20 protein-coding genes are annotated in these 18,283 nt (G+C 35.9%); 16 read left to right on the forward strand and 4 right to left on the reverse strand.

The window, feature by feature from the left end; all coding sequences use genetic code 11:
* Positions 1 to 13 precede the first annotated feature (13 nt).
* The 3 genes from CSV70_RS13640 (at position 14) to CSV70_RS13650 (ending at position 3,554) form a co-directional block, all read left to right on the forward strand.
* Positions 14 to 784, forward strand: coding sequence for a 3-hydroxyacyl-CoA dehydrogenase (locus tag CSV70_RS13640; protein ID WP_099629233.1), 771 nt, complete (start codon positions 14 to 16; stop codon positions 782 to 784).
* A gap of 61 nt (positions 785 to 845) precedes the next feature.
* A complete protein-coding gene (locus CSV70_RS13645; RefSeq protein WP_099629234.1) occupies positions 846 to 2,387 on the forward strand; it encodes a long-chain-fatty-acid--CoA ligase in 1,542 nt (513 codons plus the stop codon).
* Positions 2,388 to 2,402: 15 nt separating this feature from the next.
* Positions 2,403 to 3,554, forward strand: a complete 1,152-nt coding sequence (locus CSV70_RS13650) for a thiolase family protein (protein ID WP_099629235.1) — start codon at positions 2,403 to 2,405, stop codon at positions 3,552 to 3,554.
* A 253-nt stretch (positions 3,555 to 3,807) separates the two neighbouring features.
* Here CSV70_RS13650 and CSV70_RS13655 read toward each other — a convergent pair whose 3' ends face one another.
* Positions 3,808 to 4,410: a LysE/ArgO family amino acid transporter gene (locus CSV70_RS13655; protein ID WP_099629236.1), complete on the reverse strand. Its 603-nt coding sequence runs from the start codon at positions 4,408 to 4,410 to the stop codon at positions 3,808 to 3,810.
* 274 nt (positions 4,411 to 4,684) lie between these two features.
* Between CSV70_RS13655 and CSV70_RS13660 the strand changes: the two genes are divergently transcribed.
* The 13 genes from CSV70_RS13660 to CSV70_RS13720 all read left to right on the forward strand — a co-directional run bounded on the left by CSV70_RS13660 (position 4,685) and on the right by CSV70_RS13720 (position 14,730).
* Entirely contained in the window at positions 4,685 to 5,539 is an 855-nt protein-coding gene (locus CSV70_RS13660) for a hypothetical protein (RefSeq protein WP_099629237.1), read from the forward strand.
* A gap of 61 nt (positions 5,540 to 5,600) precedes the next feature.
* Entirely contained in the window at positions 5,601 to 5,837 is a 237-nt protein-coding gene (locus tag CSV70_RS13665) for a hypothetical protein (RefSeq protein ID WP_099629238.1), read from the forward strand.
* A gap of 135 nt (positions 5,838 to 5,972) precedes the next feature.
* A complete protein-coding gene (locus CSV70_RS13670; protein WP_099629239.1) occupies positions 5,973 to 6,293 on the forward strand; it encodes a hypothetical protein in 321 nt (106 codons plus the stop codon).
* A 337-nt stretch (positions 6,294 to 6,630) separates the two neighbouring features.
* The gene (locus CSV70_RS13675) at positions 6,631 to 7,164 is read left to right on the forward strand and encodes a GNAT family N-acetyltransferase (RefSeq protein WP_233191819.1); all 534 of its coding nucleotides are present in this window, start codon (positions 6,631 to 6,633) and stop codon (positions 7,162 to 7,164) included.
* Positions 7,165 to 7,214: 50 nt separating this feature from the next.
* On the forward strand, positions 7,215 to 7,667 hold the full coding sequence (locus CSV70_RS13680; RefSeq protein WP_099629241.1) for an SMI1/KNR4 family protein: 453 nt from the start codon (positions 7,215 to 7,217) through the stop codon (positions 7,665 to 7,667).
* Positions 7,668 to 7,702: 35 nt separating this feature from the next.
* Positions 7,703 to 8,212 carry a MepB family protein gene (locus CSV70_RS13685; protein WP_099629242.1) on the forward strand — a complete coding sequence of 170 codons (510 nt, stop codon included), beginning with the start codon at positions 7,703 to 7,705 and terminating at the stop codon, positions 8,210 to 8,212.
* Positions 8,213 to 8,398: 186 nt separating this feature from the next.
* Complete coding sequence (locus CSV70_RS13690; protein WP_099629243.1) at positions 8,399 to 8,959, forward strand: class I SAM-dependent methyltransferase; 561 nt, start codon at positions 8,399 to 8,401, stop codon at positions 8,957 to 8,959.
* Between the two features lie 73 nt (positions 8,960 to 9,032).
* The gene (locus tag CSV70_RS13695) at positions 9,033 to 9,320 is read left to right on the forward strand and encodes a TIGR04104 family putative zinc finger protein (protein WP_099629244.1); all 288 of its coding nucleotides are present in this window, start codon (positions 9,033 to 9,035) and stop codon (positions 9,318 to 9,320) included.
* 472 nt (positions 9,321 to 9,792) lie between these two features.
* Complete coding sequence (locus CSV70_RS13700) at positions 9,793 to 10,176, forward strand: VOC family protein (RefSeq protein ID WP_099629245.1); 384 nt, start codon at positions 9,793 to 9,795, stop codon at positions 10,174 to 10,176.
* 151 nt (positions 10,177 to 10,327) lie between these two features.
* Complete coding sequence (locus CSV70_RS13705) at positions 10,328 to 10,741, forward strand: VOC family protein (protein ID WP_099627494.1); 414 nt, start codon at positions 10,328 to 10,330, stop codon at positions 10,739 to 10,741.
* A 241-nt stretch (positions 10,742 to 10,982) separates the two neighbouring features.
* On the forward strand, positions 10,983 to 11,273 hold the full coding sequence (locus CSV70_RS13710; RefSeq protein WP_099629246.1) for an RNA polymerase alpha subunit C-terminal domain-containing protein: 291 nt from the start codon (positions 10,983 to 10,985) through the stop codon (positions 11,271 to 11,273).
* Between the two features lie 176 nt (positions 11,274 to 11,449).
* On the forward strand, positions 11,450 to 12,904 hold the full coding sequence (locus tag CSV70_RS13715; RefSeq protein WP_143560428.1) for a WD40/YVTN/BNR-like repeat-containing protein: 1,455 nt from the start codon (positions 11,450 to 11,452) through the stop codon (positions 12,902 to 12,904).
* Positions 12,905 to 14,076: 1,172 nt separating this feature from the next.
* Positions 14,077 to 14,730, forward strand: a complete 654-nt coding sequence (locus tag CSV70_RS13720) for an endonuclease V (protein ID WP_099629256.1) — start codon at positions 14,077 to 14,079, stop codon at positions 14,728 to 14,730.
* A 402-nt stretch (positions 14,731 to 15,132) separates the two neighbouring features.
* Here the strand turns inward: CSV70_RS13720 and CSV70_RS13725 are convergent, their stop codons facing one another.
* From CSV70_RS13725 to CSV70_RS13735, 3 genes are all read right to left on the reverse strand, one after another.
* On the reverse strand, positions 15,133 to 15,903 hold the full coding sequence (locus CSV70_RS13725) for a LamB/YcsF family protein (RefSeq protein ID WP_198166050.1): 771 nt from the start codon (positions 15,901 to 15,903) through the stop codon (positions 15,133 to 15,135).
* 259 nt (positions 15,904 to 16,162) lie between these two features.
* Positions 16,163 to 16,948 (reverse strand): SDR family NAD(P)-dependent oxidoreductase, encoded by a 786-nt coding sequence (locus tag CSV70_RS13730; RefSeq protein ID WP_085130931.1) that lies wholly within the window; start codon positions 16,946 to 16,948, stop codon positions 16,163 to 16,165.
* 24 nt (positions 16,949 to 16,972) lie between these two features.
* Positions 16,973 to 18,280, reverse strand: coding sequence for an aspartate aminotransferase family protein (locus tag CSV70_RS13735; RefSeq protein WP_099629248.1), 1,308 nt, complete (start codon positions 18,278 to 18,280; stop codon positions 16,973 to 16,975).
* Positions 18,281 to 18,283 lie beyond the last annotated feature (3 nt).

An 18,283-nucleotide genomic window follows, 5' to 3' on the forward strand; every position in this document is an offset into this window, starting at 1 on the left:
AGGAGTGAACGTAATGGATATTAATAATAAAGTAGCCATCATAACTGGGGGAGCTTCAGGACTGGGGCATAGCACCGCAAGAAATTTGGTTGCACGTGGTGCGAAAGTGATGATTTTTGATGTCAATGAAGAAAATGCTCAGAAAGTTTGTGATGAATTAGGAAAGAATTCATTCTATGCAACCGTCGATGTAACTGATGAGTCGTCTGTACAGGCAGGAATCGAAAAAGCGGTGAACCATTTCGGAGCCATACATATCTGCGTGAATTGTGCAGGTGTTGGGACACCGCAAAAAACATTAGGACGCTCAGGTCCTGCTCCATTGGAGAATTTTAAAAAAGTAGTGGATATTAACTTAACTGGCACATTCAATGTATTACGTTTGGCTGCACAGGAAATGGTAAAGAATGACCAGTTAACTGATTCGGGAGAAAAAGGGGTTATTGTGAATACTGCTTCGGTCGCTGCATTTGATGGTCAAATGGGGCAAGCAGCTTATGGAGCGAGTAAAGCGGGAATTGCAGGAATGACACTACCTGTGGCCCGTGATCTATCAGGTCATGGTATTCGAATCAATACAATTGCGCCAGGACTATTCCGCACGCCTTTAGCAGAAACGCTTGATCAGAAAGTCATTGACAAGCTGGAGCAGTCTGTCGAATTTCCAAAGCGTTTAGGCAAACCTGATGAATATGCTTCCTTGGTACTTTTCATGATAGAAAATGAATATATAAATGGTGAAGTAATCCGTTTGGATGGTGGTATAAGGATGTCTCCACGCTAAAAATCAGTAAAAGGATTTTGATAGTATAAATAGAAAAATCGCTTTAGGGGAGGAATTCACTATGAATTTATCACAATTATTTGAGCAGAACGCATCGAAAAGACCAGACAAAATGGCTTTATATTATGAAAATCGTTCATATACGTATGCAGAGTTAAATAATGAGATAAATAAACTTGCTCATGGTTTAGCAAATCTGGGTGTGAAAAAAGGTGAGAAAATTGCATTGATGATGAAGAATTCCGATCATTTCGTTATTTCTTACTATGCTTGTATAAAAATGGGCTTCATATTGGTTCCTATGAATTTCCGTTTAGTTGAAAGGGAAATAACGTATATTATGGATCAGTCCGATTGTATGATGGTCATCTGTGATACAGAATTTGAAGATGTGGTAGTGAAGGCGGGAAAAAATGTTTCTGCGATTCGGCAAATAATTGTAACAGAGAATCCCAAAACAGAAGAAACTCTATCACTACAAAATGTCTTGTCAAAAAATACTGCTAATCCTTTAACTAAAATAGAGAGTTCAGATGATATTCATATCTTGTATACATCCGGTACGACAGGAAATCCAAAAGGTGCGTTATTTGATCATCAACGTGCACTTAATGTCATGTTGGCAATTACCGGAACGCTTGGATACAATTCTGAAGAAAAATATATTCATATTGCGCCATTATTTCATGCAGCACAACTGGTAATTTGTCTAATAAGCGGCCTATCATTAGGAGGTACGCATGTGATCCATTGTGATTTTAACCCTGAAGTTGTTTTTAAAGATATCGAGAAGCATCAGATTACAAACTTTTTTGCAGTGCCGACCATATTTTCAGCACTCTTAAGTTATCCCGATAAAGATCGTTATGATGTATCTTCAATCAAAAGATTTACCTACGGTGCAGCGCCAATGTCAGCCTCCTTGGTTAATGCGTGCATGGATTTCTTCAAATCGCCTAATTTTTACAGTCTTTGTGGTTTGACAGAAGGAGGACCTTCAGGTATCTATTTGACACCGGCAGAACATTTCACAAAGAAAGGATCTGCTGGAAAAGATGCTTTGTGGATGACAGAATCCAAAATGGTATTGCCCGATGGTAGTGAAGCTAAGTCCGGTGAAGTAGGAGAGCTTATTCTAAAAGGATTTACTATCATGAAAGAATATTACAAAAAACCTCAGGAAACAGCGGAAACTCTACGTAACGGATGGTTATACACAGGTGATCTCGGTGTGAAGGACGACGATGGTTATGTATACATTTTAGATCGAAGTAAAGATATGATCATCACGGGTGGAGAAAATGTCTACTCCGTAGAAGTAGAAAATATTCTCGGGGGACACCCTCAAATCGCAGATGTGGCGATTGTCGGTACCCCTGATATCGTATGGGGAGAAATAGTAACAGCAGTCATTGTTACTAAACCAAATGAAACAATCGATCTAAAAGAGTTGGATATCTACTGTAGAGAGCATCTCGCCGCATTCAAAATCCCCAGAAAAGCAGTTTTCCAGGACGAGTTGCCGCGAAATGCTTCAGGTAAGTTAATGAAGTTTAAATTGCGCGAGTGGGTCAGTAGCGATACACAAAATGTGAATAAATAAAAGGAGTCGATCCTAGTGATAGAAGTTGTAATTGTAGATGGAGTACGTACGGCAGTCGGAAGAAGAAAAGGTGCTTTATCTTCTGTCAGATCAGATGAATTAGCAGCCACAGTCTTAAAAGAACTCGTGAAAAAGACAGGAATTCACTCTTCGCAAGTAGAAGATGTTATTATGGGGTGTGGATCGCAAGTTGGTGAGCAATCAATGAATATCGCCAGGACTTCAGCACTGATTGCGGGATTCCCGATTGAAGTCCCTGGTATCACTCTGGATCGTCAGTGCGGTTCTGGCCAACAAGCAATTCACTTCGCAGCGCAGGCTATTGCATCGGGTGATATGGATATCGTCATTGCAGGTGGCGTAGAAAACATGACACGCGTTCCTATGTTTTCCAGTGTGGGTGAATCAAAGCCTAGCAAGAAATTAACATCCAAATACGAAATTGTGCATCAAGGTATTTCAGCAGAAAAAGTTGCAGAAAAATATGGTCTGACCCGTAAAGAGATTGACGAGTATTCTTCGGAAAGTCATGATAAAGCAATTAAAGCAATAGCGGAAGGATATTTTGATGAAGAAATCATACCGATTACGGTTTCTTTGGATAATGATGAAACGATGGTTTTTGAAAAAGATGAAGGACCACGGGAAGGTTCAACGGTAGAAGTGTTAGGAAATTTAAAACCAGTATTCCAAGAAGACGGTATCATTACAGCCGGCAACTCTAGTCAAATGAGTGATGGTGCTGCTGCTGTTTTAATAATGTCAGCAGATAAAGCGAAAGAATTAGGGTTAAAACCGAAAGCACGTATAGTGGCAAAAAGTGTTGTAGGATCAGATCCGACATTAATGTTGACCGGACCAGTTGCAGCCACTCAAAAAGTTTTAAAGAAAGCGGGACTCACAATTGAAGATATAGATACGTATGAAGTGAATGAAGCATTTGCTCCCGTTCCAATCATGTGGTTGAAGGAAATTGGAGCGGATCCCGAAAAACTGAATCCTGATGGTGGTGCGGTTGCGCTTGGCCATCCGATCGGAGCAACGGGTGCGAAATTAATGATTACGCTCATGAATCGTCTTCAACGCACGGGTGGTCGTTATGGGCTACTGTCTATTTGTGAAGGTATGGGAATGGCAAATGCGACAATCATTGAGCGCATAGACTGAGAATCTGTCAGTCGATCTTGTGGAGTAATGGCAAAATTTTAAAGCGTGTGAAGATTCATGGAAAATTAAAAATCCCACTCATAATTAATCTACTCAGACTGCAGGCAACCCTCATAAATTTGAAGCTTGTCTGCAGTCTTTTTTTAAGGAAGTAATATTTTCAGTAAGGTGCCAAGTTCCAACACAATTCAGAATAGTGTCGAGACTTGACGCCTTTTAATCTGTTTTTCTATTCCAAAATAATAATTAACCCTCACATTAACCCAACCAAAAGATAAATAGCAGTTCCCCAAATAAACAATGCCGAAAACTTGTTTATTATACCCATCAAACTCCCTCTTGTATCCAACTTTTTCAAAATCGAACCTGCGATCATTAATCCGAAGAACCAAGCCCAAGCTACTGCAATACAACCGATTGTAAAATATACTTGTTCCTTTCCCACATATTTTAACGCGCTTGTCCCGATCACTCCTATTGTATCCAAGATAGCATGAGGATTTAATAAAGAAACGGATAAAGCAAACATGATTTGCTGGCGGATTGGTAACGCGTTATTCGATTCATTTGCTTTTAGTTTTGTATTCCAAATGGAAAGCCCCATATACAGTAAAAATAATACACCCACGAGGACTAAGCTAAATCGCAGCCATTCAAATTGCAATACAATAGCTGATAGTCCAAATACAGCTAACACGATTAAAAAAGTATCGCATAGTGCAGCTGTAATAGTCGCCGGAAGTGCTTGAAGAACTCGCGGCTGTGTAGCTCCTTGTGAAAACACAAATACATTTTGAATTCCTAGTGGTAAAATTAAGCCGAATGCCAAAATAATACCATGAATTGTAGCCTCCATTAACATCACATCCTATCAATATCTATTTTACTATGAAAAAGTAAAAGAAAACCTCCAATTGAATAGTTATTTATTCATCCCATTTACGAGAAGATTTGTAGAATGAATCCAAATTGTTATTTTCACTTAACTACTCAAGTTCAATTATTATAAATGAACTCTGTGAATAGATGGGGATGGTTGCGGAAGAATGATAGCGCTTCTATAGTCCTGATATATTCAAATATGTAACGTATTTAACTTATCTCGGTCTACTAATAGTAGGAGGGATAGAATGAAAAAGAATAGAGAAAGATTTACTGTAAAAGGTATCGGGATTGTAGTTGCTTTACTTATTTCTGTTGGAGCATTCACTTTAATGAATTACGTGACTTCAGATAGTACAACAGACAATCAAGATCCACTTATGGATAATGAAAATGGAAGTGTGGAAATCCCAGCTATTCAATTACCTAAAGATTCTTCAAATGCAGACATGGTTGGCTTAATTGTGTATAACGGAAAGATTTATACTCAAACAAACTCAGAAATACATGCTACAGATGCAAAAGCTCTTATAGGCGATAAACTTGGAACTACAAAAGGGAGTATTGATGAATGGAGTAAGCAAAAAGCCTACGACGAAGAGTTAGCTTCAACAATTGGTGAAATGGATGTGTATTCTGTGAAAGGCTACGATAAAGATTTCAGATTAATGGTTTATGAGGGGCAGGCTGGAAACCAATACGCAGAGTTTTATGAGTGTCTTAACGGAATAACGATAAGCAGTGGGGAGGATGTATTTGGTAAGTTACATCTGGTGGGAAATGTATCCACTGCTCAGTGGAGAGCCTTTAGTGATTGGGATCACGACATTGATAATTACAAGCCGATTTTAGATATGAACGTATTAAATACCTTCTTAGAAGAACTGAAAAAAACTAAGCCTCATCTTCGCGAACAAAATTCAGATCCAATAAGTGGTTCTCGAAATGACGAAGAATTCAGGGAACTAACTTTAGCATTACATGACGGTTCCACGGTTACACTTACTCTTCTTAAAGATGGATATATCTATTATGGAAATACAGATGTCTATTTTGAGATGAATGAAAGCATGTTTTCAAAACTTTGGAACCTACTTAAGTAAAAGCACTATTAAATATGTGGGTTACTAAACCAATGAAAATAATGTTTGAGGAGTGATTTTAATGGAAGTCCAAAAACTTAATGATTTCCTTAATGAGCTTGAGAAAAGAAAAGTATTTTATAAATTGAGCAAGATCAGAAGCGAAGCGATTATGGTAGAAATTGCTATACCAGGTCAGCGTTGGGAAGTCGAGTTTATGGAAGATGGAACAATTGAGATTGAAAAATTTATGAGTGAAGGTGGCGTCTTATATAACGAAAAAGAATTAAAGAACCTTTTTAAAGAGTTTAGTGATTAATAAGGCTAATTACTTCGTCACAAATAAGAGCTTTAACAGTAGAAGGTTAATGCTCAATCAGGCTCTCTTCATAAACGGAAAGTGTAATGATTTTCAATAAGATTCATCCGTATTTTAAAGGAGTTGACTTAATCAATGAGAAATAAAATGGTTTTTTCTCTCTGTTTGACAGTAGTTACTAGTTTACTGTTTGCCTGCGGTTCAGAGAATCTGGAGAAAGACGTTAAAGCAACTTTTGTAGGAACAATCGAGGAGATCCATAGTAGCGGAACTGCTTACGTTTCTGAAATTGAAGCGAATGATAATAAACTTTCAGGAACTGTTGAAATTGATCTCCCTGAGAATGTAGAAGAAACGATTCATGTAGGTGATAAGGTGATAGTCGGATATGATGGTACGACTATGGAAGTAGCTCCAGTCGGAATTTCTACAATCACTATAGAAAAAGTGAAGTAATTTCAGAATTTTTACAATCAGGCGCGAATGCAGTATAAACGATTGCGTTCAGATCAGGTAAACGGGGTAAGTAGTTTGGGTATTAGAATAATACTGTTGGGTATTGTAACTTTCTTTATAGGTTTTCTTACACCTATTAATGACTTTTATACTTTACCAATTGCTCTAATACTTATTGTGTTTGGAATTGTACGTTTGATAAACAGAAGAAAATGATTTTTTCTTTGTTCCTACAAATGCTGATGTTTATCGAATAGCTTGTAGATGATGATTCAACAAAAGGGTGCGATAACTGAATAAGGATTTTCCACAATAGGGGCATATAGTTGGGTTATTTATGATGGGAGAGAGAAATAATTTGATATTAAGAGAAATAGAAAATTCAGATGCAGAAAAACTTTCCAATCTAATTCAGCAAGTAGAATCAAGTTCTGAATATATGCTTTGGGAAGCTGGGGAAAGAGAAATTGAAATAGAACGTCAAAAAAAGATGATAGAGCGTATGAAGGATAGTAATAATTCCACTATTTTTGTAGCTGAAAACAGAAATAATGAGTTAGTGGGATACTTATTTGCTATCGGTGGCGATGCGAAAAGAAACAAGCACTCGGCTTATATTGTTGTCGGTATATCCGAGAATTATCGAGGTCAAGGTGTAGGATCGAAGCTATTTAAAGAGTTGGAGCAATGGGCCACACAACACGGTATTCATCGTTTAGAATTAACAGTCGTTACAAGGAACCAAGCTGGTCTTGCTTTATATAAAAAAATGGGATTCGAAGTCGAGGGAACAAAAAGACATTCTTTATTCATTAATGATGAGTTTGTTGATGAATACTACATGTCAAAGATAATAAGCCCTGTTTACTAGGAAATAAAACAGGGAATCACATCAAATAACACAAACGGACAAGATTATATTTGTATAAAGCTAAATGCACGTTCAATCCACCAGCAAGTGAGGAGGAAATACATGACTTTGAAAAACAAACGGGTTTTCTAATTCCACCAGACTATAAAGCATTTCTTAAAATAACGAATGGTTGTCGTTTATTTGATGACATCACATTTGGCGGAGAAATAGAACTTTATAGCTTAAAACAAATTATCGAATTAAATGAACACTACGAACGATATGAAGGTTGTTATAATATTGCATACATATCTCAGGATAATATTGTAATTAATTCTGAATACTACTCACAAAATAAAAGAAACTACCTTTTTTGGAAATCCTGTATAGAATCATTTGAAGAAGCTGAGCCACTAGAATCGAACTTTGAATTATGGCTGGATAGATTCGTTGTGAGTCAAGGTGCTAAGTTTTGGTGGTGGTCTATATATACTGCTGAAAATTATTATAGACTATCGTAACGGGTCAAGTAACTGCGAAGTAAAGGAGTCGGACAATGAAAGATTTTTATGGAGCATTAACCCATATGAATAAAATGCTATATGAGCCAAATAATTTAAAGTTGAAGTCGGTGCAAGAAGAAAAGCAAAATGCTAAATATGGCGCTGGTACATTCCAAATATCCTCTAAAACCGTTCGATTTAGAGTAGCGAATAGAACACCTACGAAAGTGGGGCAATTTGTAGCGCTTTGGAAAAAAGATGAAAACAATAAAAATCAGCCTTATTCATATGAAGAAGCGCTCGATTTGTTAGTTATAACTACTTATAAGAGTGAGCAGGAGTTTGGACAATTTATTTTCCCAAAGGAAGTACTTTTCAAACAGAATATTCTTAGATCTAGTTCAACAAAAGGGAAAATGGCAATTAGAGTGTATCCTAGCTGGGATCGTCCCACTAGTAAACAAGCAATGGAAACACAACAATGGCAATTACCCTATTTTATTGATATGAGTAGCCCGAATAAAATAATGAAAGAAAAACTGCTGGAATTGTATTCTTGTTAATTCGTAGCGATCGGGTGTTATTCTTGACTAGACTTGGCAAACATTTTGTATATTAGCGTCAATCAATTTAATCTTTTCAGGATCTGGTACCTGAAAATTTACTAGATACCTTTACTGTCGTAACAGAAAAGGTACGAAACAAGGTACCGATCAAGTAATACAACAAATGAAATGGGAGAGTGAAGTATGGAAACGGAAAAACGAATGGAATTGGTTAACGTTATTCTTGAAGAAGTAAGACCACTATTACGAGGTAGTGAATCAAAAAGGTTAGTAGACTATGGGAGCGGTTCGGGTTTAGTTAGTTTAGAACTAACGGACTTAGTAGATTCTATATTGCTCGTGGACTCTTCAAAACAAGCATTACAGGATGCAACAGATAAGATTGTGGCAAGAGGAATGACTAACTGCGAAGTACTGTATTCAGATTTTACCGAAGACATGCCTGAACTTAAAGCGGACATCGTGTTACTCTCTTTAGTTCTTCTTCATATTCCCGATACTAAATTAATTTTGCAAAAGCTGTATAGCATTTTACAAAATGATGGCCTGCTAATAATTGTTGACTTTGACAAAAATGATCAAGTCAATCATCCGAAAATTCATAGTGGATTTTCGCATAATGCACTAAAAAGTATATTAGCCGAAGTCGGATTTACGTCGACTACATGTAAGACCTTCTATCATGGGAAACAGATTTTCGCGAATCAAGATGCATCGATGTTTATAGCCACTAGTAGAAAATGAAATTCTATATAAATCGACTCGATTGCGTATTCAATGCAATCGAGCTGGTTTAAAAATATAATGTTATACCTACATAAATTGCAATAATCAGTGGAGTTGGAAACAAACAATAATAAAGACGACCACTTTAAACCCTGCCATGACTTGCCCGTACTGCGAAGAAAAACAATATCAAACGCAAAAATCCAAAGGGGAAATTGGCATGTTAACTCCGATTGTTTTATTGCAACTGATTATTCAAATGTTCTTTGAGGTGCCAGAAGCTATAATACTTAGCTTATTCCCTATTTTATTCATTTTGGTTATCATTCTATATCCGTTTTTAGTGAAGTTAAGTAGCCAAGAGAAATACATAGGGTAATGCTGAGATTGTTTAATACGCCAGGTTTAAGCGCTATTCAACTGGTTACACAGAAAAAACCATCTATTGGAAAAGGATATACCCCGATCGCTTTAGATGGTTTTTCTTTATATAGTCACGTTAGGCAATAAATAGCGAAATGAAATAAGGGAATGTGTATCTATTAATTCCAATATGAATTTGTATCTCCAATCATGGTTTTCGATGTTTGCAATCCGCCGCCATAGAACCATGCTTCTGTATCCAGATAAATTACATAATCATTCTTATAAGAATTTATCATTTTCCTGAGCTGATTTTCCCTTCATTCACCATAAAAATAAACGTTTTCCAAAGGTTAGTCCTGTACCGGATGCGATTGTATCATGAAGGATTTATGCTCTTTTAGTAATAAGGCCAATAGTTTGTATAAATATCAAATTAAATCCAACAATAAATATAAGCGATAAATTATTGATAAGGGGAGAAGAAAATGATTAATAAAATCGGTCAAGTTATGTTGTATGTCAACAACCAAGATGATGCGGTGGATTTTTGGATAGAAAAAGTAGGGTTTATCGTAATATCAGATGAAGATAACGGTCAAGGAATGAGATGGATTGAAATTGCAGCTACAAAGGAAGCCGAAACAAGCATTATACTTCACAATAAGGCAATAATTTCTGAAATGCAGCCAGAATTGAATCTTGGTACACCTTCATTAATGTTTTTCTCGGAAGATCTCGATAAGTTGCATAGCACCCTATCAAATAAAAATATCACAGTCGGAGAAATTGTAACTATGCCTTCCGGAAAAGTATTCAATTTTGCCGATAGCGAACAAAATTATTTTGCGGTTATGGAAAAGAGTGAATAACTACTAGTAGCACGTCGCATAAAAGTGGGATTTCGGAATCATTTCAATTAATTTACTTGGAAATTAGATACTTTTTAGTGAAAGAAGGTATTTATATCTTACTGGAAAATATACTGAAAAGTAAAAATGAATTTTAAAAGGAGAAATAATTATGGTTAAAAACTTTTGGGTCAATTTACCAGTTGAAGATACAAATAGATCAAAAGAGTTTTATAGCAAACTTGGATTTTCGACGAATACACTACCTGGTGATAGCGATCAAGTGCAATTAGTCATCGGAGAGAGTAATGCTATCGTAATGCTTTTTCCTGTTTCCACTTTTAAAAACTTCACAAAACATGAAATTGTCGATACAAAACAAGCTACCGAAGTATTATTTTCCATAGATGCAGGGAGTAAAGAAGAAGTAGATGAAATAGCAAAGAGGGCTGTAATGGCTGGAGGCACGATTTTTGGTGAACCTTCAGAGAACCAAGGTTGGATGTATGGGTGCGGTTTTGCTGATCTAGATGGTCACCGTTGGAATGTGTTGTATATGGATATGAGCATGATGCCGAAGGGGTAAGAAATAGAAAGCTGAATTTCTTATCAATTTATCGGGTGTAATTTTGTATAAGAGATCGGTAGCCTATTCAGTAATCGGAACAGGTTCTTAAGTAACGCTAATTGATATTATAAAGTAGTACATATAAACAGAAGAAGTAAGTTTCTTTAATAGGGACATTGAGAGTGTTTACGGGATTGTATAACTAAGTATAGAAAAATAATATATTAACATTGAATCAATATATATTGGGAGTGGTTATTTGAAAGCTGAAAAAAAATTAAAGGTTTGTGAAAAAGGACATAGGTATTATAAAAGTAGTGACTGCCAAAGTTGTCCTACTTGCGATAAAGAGAATAAACCTGAAAGTGGATTCCTTTCGAAACTAAGTTCACCAGCTAGAAATGCCTTAGTTCATGGGGGAATCGATACTTTGCAAAAACTCTCAAAGTACACCGAAAAAGAAATTCTGAAAATCCATGGTATTGGACCAGCCTCCCTACCTATTATGAGAACTTCATTAGAAGAAAAAGGTTTATCATTTAAAGGATAATAGTTTGCTATACTTTAATTACGAACTCAATATTCAGGGACAATTGTTCAATAAGGATTTCGCCTACATTAATCAATAGACTAATAGACAAGAAACATGCGAAATAAAGTACACTCAAAATAAGTGAAAGTGTCTATGAACTTTGGTTAGGAGTGGTTTACATATTTAGAGGGAATATAAAAAAGATATTAATATCATTATTAACAAATCCACTATTCCTAATTGTATATTGGATTTTTTGTTATGAATTAGCTTTACTCTGTATGTATGGAAGAATAAATCATACTGTTCCTATTTTATTGGTATCTATAGTACTTTTAATTTCTATAATTGCATTTTCTGCAATGAAAATTATAAAAGCTAAAGAACTTGAACCCAAGAAATTGATTAATTTGAAGGCATGGAAATACGTTTCTGTTGTAATGATCATGAGCATTACAATATTTTATGGAATGAAGATTTATAAAAGTGCAACAAATTTCGGAGGCGAACTTGCTTGGTTTATTGATAGATTAAAAAATGAAGCTTCAGTTGAGTTTGAACATAACAACATCTATATGGATGGAGTAGAAGGGATTTTTAAAGATATAAATAAAGAATATGCTTTGCCGAAGAAATTATATATGGAAAGTGATTTTCACCTTAAATTTAATCAGGATGGAACCATCACATCATTTGATACTTTTGTTTATGGGAAAAATGCTGATGGGGAAGAGGAAAGTTACCTAATCACTTATGATCAAAATAAGGCGTCTACTATTACTGTAAGATTAAACGGATATCTACATGCCGATTATAATGAGGAAAAGCTAGTGGAACCTCTAATTAGAACGGTTAAGGTTATTCCAGTGAAGCAGACAGTGGATATGTGGAATGAACATACGTATGGGTTAGTTTATTACGGGAAAAGAAATTGGGGCTACAATACTGAGGGGATTATACACATGGATGAGAATGGTATGGAGCAGACTCCTACAAAAACTACATCTGAAATAATTGGCTATACGGTATCTATTTTTGTCCCTGGAAAAGAGAAAGAGATCATACCTGCTAGATATAATGTAATTGGTGACCCAGATTGGAGTCAGTCAAATACGATTCAATATCAAGATAGTCTTGAAGATGATCGGCAAGAAATACCTAATACCAATGAACAGTTTTATCTATCAAATGAAGTAGGATATCTATTAGATGTTGCGGATAAAGCATTAGGAAGTACTTTATATTCACTCAGAAAGACGAGTGACGGCGGGAAAACTTGGACGGTTATTAATCAAAATCCATTCAATGGAACAGTTGGTAGTGCAGCAGGAATCACTTTTATTAATGAGGAACTTGGATTTTTAAGGGCAGCAAGACCTTCTGGTACTGAAGGAGTACTATTCCGCACAAATGATGGAGGGATATCTTTCGAAGAGGTAAGTTACACCATGCAGGAAATGAAGTTAGATAGTGGACAATCTATAAATCCATTTGATTTTCCAGGTCTGCCTTTTGAAAAAGATGGGGTTCTTACTATGTTAATTGGGCAAGGATCGGATGGTGATTACAATGGGAATAGTAGTGGACTTTATCAATCAAATGATCACGGTGAAACTTGGGAGTATGTACAAGAGGTTGAGAGTAAATAGGCTTATAAAATGAATATTTTCAATTTGAAAATATAATAATATCAGTGGTCCTTTTAGTGTCTACCGTGAAACTTCAATCGATATTACTAGTAGTTTAGAAGAACCGCATCGTAAGATAAAATAGCTATACTCTCCGCAAGCGGAGGGAATGATGATCCTTCATACATCGTAAAACTATGGAGTACAGCTTTGCCCAACATTTTTCTACCCAGTTCATAGATTCTACACCTTGCGCGTAGGATTTTTTAATAAATTTATGACTTTGTCATGTTGAAAATTTGATAGTATTTTAACTGCTTCCAAACACTCACACCATCTAGAGGTATAATTGACTTGTTTTTTATGTTTCATATTGCCTAGGAAATATTGTTTCAAACTTTTAAGCGTAATTGCACCTCTTTTTTAACAAAAAATACTCCTTCTTCTATCATTATACGTTGTCTGGGTGAAAATAGCGGTAAATGGCTAGTAAGGATATGTAAAGAAAATAGAAAACGAATTAACGAAGTATGAATTTACTAGAGTAGGAATACATACTTCTTTTTCTGTAGATATTTATCCTAACTTTGAAAGTTTTTTCCGTTTTTCCCGTCTGTGCACTGCCAAACATAGACGGTAACCTGCCTAGAACAGAGTTAGAATAGAAGGGGAGAGATAAAAAGAAAAAATCATGAGAGTGTTCGGTGCATTGCTGGTCGTGCGCAACATTATCGCTTTTTAATACAAATGTTTCAAGTTATTGATAGTGCGTAAAATGACTGAATCGGACAACCAGTTTCATTCAATAAAATAAGGTGAGTATATATATGCATGTCAACGAACATATTGTCAGCATAGCTGCAGGAACTGCGAATGTTTACACGGCGAGTACTCCACGAAAGAATGATTTTAAGGAGAAAACCACCTTAGTTGATTGCCAACAGAATTTTGAGCTAAACAATCATTTATAAAACAATAGGGTGAGTTAAGCGAGGAAGTCCTACAGAAGACTTTTATTGAAGTCAACACTATTGATTTATAACTTGGTCTTAAAATAATGCCAATTAATTGGTTGAGTTAGACAATGGAGAGTAAATTCTATTGAGCAAATTTAATCATTGAGGAGAATGAAAATATACATTCAGAATGTCCATCCACTATCAGTCGACAATAAGAAATGGAATGCAATTCAAATGTGTTTAAAAGAAGAAGTTAGTATGGTCAACAGAATGGCTGCTACTGATATCAAGTTCATTGCAGGTGTGGATGTAGCTTACTGGGAGGATGAAGGAATTGAATGGGGTGTTTGTAGCATAATCGTCATAGATTATGTTACAAAAGCGGTTATTGAAGAAACAAATAGCGCAGGAATTATCGCAGTCCCTTATATACCAGGATATTTGGCGTTTCGGGAACTTCCCCTAGTTATTAGCGCGGCCAAAAAGCTTACACACGCACCAGATCTATTTATGTTTGATGGCAATGGCTATTTGCATCCAAGGCATATGGGAATCGCAACACATGCTTCATTCTTTCTGAATAAACCAACCATCGGCATTGCTAAAAGTTACTTGAAAATAGCTGATGCCGAATTTGAAATGCCTGAAAGTAGGGTAGGTTCTTATGTAGATATAATTATAAATAAGGAAATATACGGCAGAGTTTTACGAACACATCAAGACGTCAAACCTATATTCATTTCATGTGGGAACTATATAGACTTACCAACAGCAACAACTATTACTGAGGAATTAATAAATGGTGAAAGTCGATTACCCATACCAGTTAGACTGGCCGATTTGGCAACAAAGAGAAATAGAGGTCACTTACGAAACAAGAAATCTTGAATTAGTATCTCGTTATGAAATTTTGCATCATAAGTCTTAATCAAACTGTCATATAAAGAACGGTACGTTAGGTGGGATGAGAGATCGGGTGCTAATCGCTCCCACCTGCTCAATTGCTGTTTCTATCTGGTCGCTGGCTTTCATGCCCGTATTGGCCAGCTCAAAACTCCGCACTAGTTGCTTATTCTGTCCGTAATACTCCGCAATCCCAATTATTTAAATCCGCTACATTAATTTTATCCGTTAAAACAACCATTCCAAAAATAAAAACTATAACATGAGAAAGACTTGAAATACTTAATGGAAATAAAAATGACATTCCCAATTAGTTCAGGAATATCATTTTAATTTTATTGAAATTAATTTAAATAGCCTTTAATTTTTGTATCATTTATTAAAATATTATTTTAACCATGTACCTACTGGGGCAATTATAACGTTATTTTCTTCAAGTTTTGATTTTACACATCTAATGATTTCAAGTGCCCCTTGGGTATCACCGTGAACACAAATACTGTCAGCGCTCATATCGATAATATTACCGTCGATTGTAGTAACGTTACCTTCTAAAACCATTTGTAAAACCTGTTCCGCGGCTTTTTCTGGATCCTTAATGACTGCGCCTTCTTGTTTACGGGAAACAAGTGTACCGTCATTTGTATACGTGCGATCCGCAAATACCTCGTGAACAACAGCAATACCTTTTTCGACAGCTAGTTTATGAATAACTGTATTTGCAATTACAAACAATTTTGTGTTAGGTACTATGTGTAATATTGCATCTGTGACAGCATCTGCTACTGTATGGTTTACATATGACATATTACCCATACTTCCATGTGACTTAATATGTTGTATTTCTACACCATGTTTTTTGCAAAACGCCTGTAATGCACCAATTTGATAAATAATGTAATTGACTAGATCATCTTTGGCGATATCAATATCACGACGGCCAAATCCTAGTAAATCAGGATAACCCATATGAACACCAATACCTACACCATGTTTTTTTGCCATTTTAACAGTTCTATCCATCACATTTGGGTCACCTGCGTGAAAACCACAAGCAATATTAGCAGATGAGATTAGTTCAATTACTTCTTCGTCATTACCTAATTTATAAGCGCCAAAACTTTCGCCCATATCACAGTTTAAATCAATGTACTTCATCACTAACTTCCTTTCTACTAGACATTTCAATAAATTGAATGACAATTAGCTCACGAAATAAAAACCAATACAGTAAATTGTTTGCACAAATTTTTACGTTACAAAATAAAGCAAAAGACAAGACTAAAAAAGCAGGAACAGGTTAACTCAGCTTCCTTATATACTTGTATTAAAAACAGGACATTTTCGCAGAACTACAAAGTTTGTATAGCTAATAGATTAAGTTGTTTTATTCGGTACGGAAGTTAAGTAATATTGGTTAATCGAACATTAATGGTCTTGCTACTTTTGAATAAGTTCCACCATCTACACGTAAAGAATGCCCACTAATATAAGAGGCTTCATCACTTACCAAAAACAAACATGCATGAGCAATATCATCAGCAGTTGCTATTCTTCCTAAAGGTTGATAGTCAAGCGTTTGCTTCCATGCCTCTTCAGGATCAGGTAAATTGTTCATCGTCTCATACAACATAGGTGTATCAACTGTACTTGGTAATACTGCATTAACACGAATATTATCCTTACCACAATCAAGTGACATCTGACGTGTTAAAGCTGTCATACCACCCTTTGAAGCTGCATAGGCAGCAAAGCGAGTGATCGTTTTATCGGCGTGCCAAGAAGCAACGTTAACAATCGCCCCACGTTCTCTTAATCTCATTTCGGGAACTGCATATTTTGAACATAAAAATGCGCCGGTTAAATTAACGCCAAGGACCTTTTGCCATTCATCTAATGATGTCTCTTCTGCAGATTTTCTAATCGATACTGCAGCATTGTTAACTAAAACATCTATTCTACCGAATGCACTTAATGTTCTATTCATTAGATTAATGACACTTTCTTCATTAGAAACATCTGTTTTAACAAAAATTGCATCAATTCCTTCTGCCATCAAACCTTCAAGTGCGGCATTTCCGGTATCTTCGTTAACGTCAGCAATAACAATCTTTGAACCTTCTTTACCAAACATTTGAGCTATTGCTTCACCAATTCCACGGCTACCCCCGGTGATTATTGACACTTTATCTTCTAGTCGCATTAATCTCACCCCATCATTAGTTTATTATAAAACTTCGAGTTCCTTTATGGTATTTACGATAACAGACATCGCTTCGTTTAGTTGATCATCAGTTATAACGAGTGGTGGTAGGAGACGGATAACATCCCCATCCGCGGCTCTCATAAATAAAACACCCTTTTTAAAACATTTATTTACTACATCACTGACAAAGCTACGATGAGATGCTTTAGATTGTTTATCTAATACAATTTCAATTCCAATCATAGCTCCTAAATGACGAATTTCACCAATATGTTTTGATTCGAAAGAAAGTTTGTCTTTAATAAATCGTCCGATTTCATTTGCACGCTCTAGTAAGTTTTCATTTTCTATCAACTTAATAACTTCTAATGCTGCAACACATCCTAAAGTATTTCCACTAAGTGTACCCCCAAGTTCTTTTACCTCGGGGAAATTAACGATTTCATTTTTGCCTGTAATGGCACTTAGTGGAATACCTGCAGCAATCGACTTCGACATTACTGTCAGATCAGCTGTACAGTTAAAATGCTCCATAGCAAACATTTTACCCGTACGACCGAATCCTGTTTGTATTTCATCTGCGATTAATACAATACCGTATTGATCACAGATAGCTCTAATTTCTTGTATAAATTGTTTTGAAGGAATGATAACTCCGCCATCACCTTGAACAGGTTCTAAAATAATTGCAGCTACTTCTTCTGGAGAAACCGAGACTTGAAACAATCGTTTAAGTTCATCAACTAACTGCTCATCTGTACGCTCATCTTTAAAGTAATATGGGTAGGGCGCATGATGGACATCTGATGCTAGGGGACCAAATCCCTTTTTAATTGAATTAACTTTCCCAGTTAAAGTCATTGCTAACATCGTACGGCCATGAAATGAACGATCGAAAGATATTATTCCTTTGCGACCTGTATACCGGCGAGCAATTTTCACGGCATTTTCAATTGCTTCTGCTCCACTATTAAAGAAAACAGACCTTTTTTGAAAATCACCCGGAACAATTTGATTTAGTTTTTTAGCTAAATCAATATATGGTTTATGCATCGTTACATTGAAAATAGGATTTATAAATAAATCGAGTTGTTTTTTTAATGCATCAACTACAGGTTTTGGAGAATGACCGACATTTAAACTAGAAATTCCCGCTGCTAAGTCAATATAAGAATTTCCATCGATATCAGTCAGAACTGCCCCTACACCTTTTTCTACTGCAATAGGGTAAGCTGTAGAGATTCCTCTTGCTACAGATTCTTCTTTTTCTTTTAATAGTTCAATCGACTTTGGGCCAGGTATTGCTGTCTTTATATTTATCGATTTCATTGT

Source organism: Sporosarcina sp. P25 (genome assembly GCF_002743235.1).
Classification (GTDB): Bacteria; Bacillota; Bacilli; order Bacillales_A; family Planococcaceae; genus Sporosarcina; species Sporosarcina ureae_B.

Excerpts from the sequence above, each read along its gene's own strand:
- CSV70_RS13640 (WP_099629233.1), top strand. The coding sequence starts at position 14 with ATGGATATTAATAATAAAGTAGCCATCATAACTGGGGGAGCTTCAGGA.
- CSV70_RS13645 (WP_099629234.1), top strand. The coding sequence starts at position 846 with ATGAATTTATCACAATTATTTGAGCAGAACGCATCGAAAAGACCAGAC.
- CSV70_RS13655 (WP_099629236.1), bottom strand. The coding sequence starts at position 4,410 with ATGGAGGCTACAATTCATGGTATTATTTTGGCATTCGGCTTAATTTTA.
- CSV70_RS13660 (WP_099629237.1), top strand. The coding sequence starts at position 4,685 with ATGAAAAAGAATAGAGAAAGATTTACTGTAAAAGGTATCGGGATTGTA.
- CSV70_RS13665 (WP_099629238.1), top strand. The coding sequence starts at position 5,601 with ATGGAAGTCCAAAAACTTAATGATTTCCTTAATGAGCTTGAGAAAAGA.
- CSV70_RS13670 (WP_099629239.1), top strand. The coding sequence starts at position 5,973 with ATGAGAAATAAAATGGTTTTTTCTCTCTGTTTGACAGTAGTTACTAGT.
- CSV70_RS13675 (WP_233191819.1), top strand. The coding sequence starts at position 6,631 with ATGATGGGAGAGAGAAATAATTTGATATTAAGAGAAATAGAAAATTCA.
- CSV70_RS13685 (WP_099629242.1), top strand. The coding sequence starts at position 7,703 with ATGAAAGATTTTTATGGAGCATTAACCCATATGAATAAAATGCTATAT.
- CSV70_RS13690 (WP_099629243.1), top strand. The coding sequence starts at position 8,399 with ATGGAAACGGAAAAACGAATGGAATTGGTTAACGTTATTCTTGAAGAA.
- CSV70_RS13700 (WP_099629245.1), top strand. The coding sequence starts at position 9,793 with ATGATTAATAAAATCGGTCAAGTTATGTTGTATGTCAACAACCAAGAT.
- CSV70_RS13705 (WP_099627494.1), top strand. The coding sequence starts at position 10,328 with ATGGTTAAAAACTTTTGGGTCAATTTACCAGTTGAAGATACAAATAGA.
- CSV70_RS13720 (WP_099629256.1), top strand. The coding sequence starts at position 14,077 with ATGTGTTTAAAAGAAGAAGTTAGTATGGTCAACAGAATGGCTGCTACT.
- CSV70_RS13725 (WP_198166050.1), bottom strand. The coding sequence starts at position 15,903 with ATGAAGTACATTGATTTAAACTGTGATATGGGCGAAAGTTTTGGCGCT.
- CSV70_RS13730 (WP_085130931.1), bottom strand. The coding sequence starts at position 16,948 with ATGCGACTAGAAGATAAAGTGTCAATAATCACCGGGGGTAGCCGTGGA.
- CSV70_RS13735 (WP_099629248.1), bottom strand. The coding sequence starts at position 18,280 with ATGAAATCGATAAATATAAAGACAGCAATACCTGGCCCAAAGTCGATT.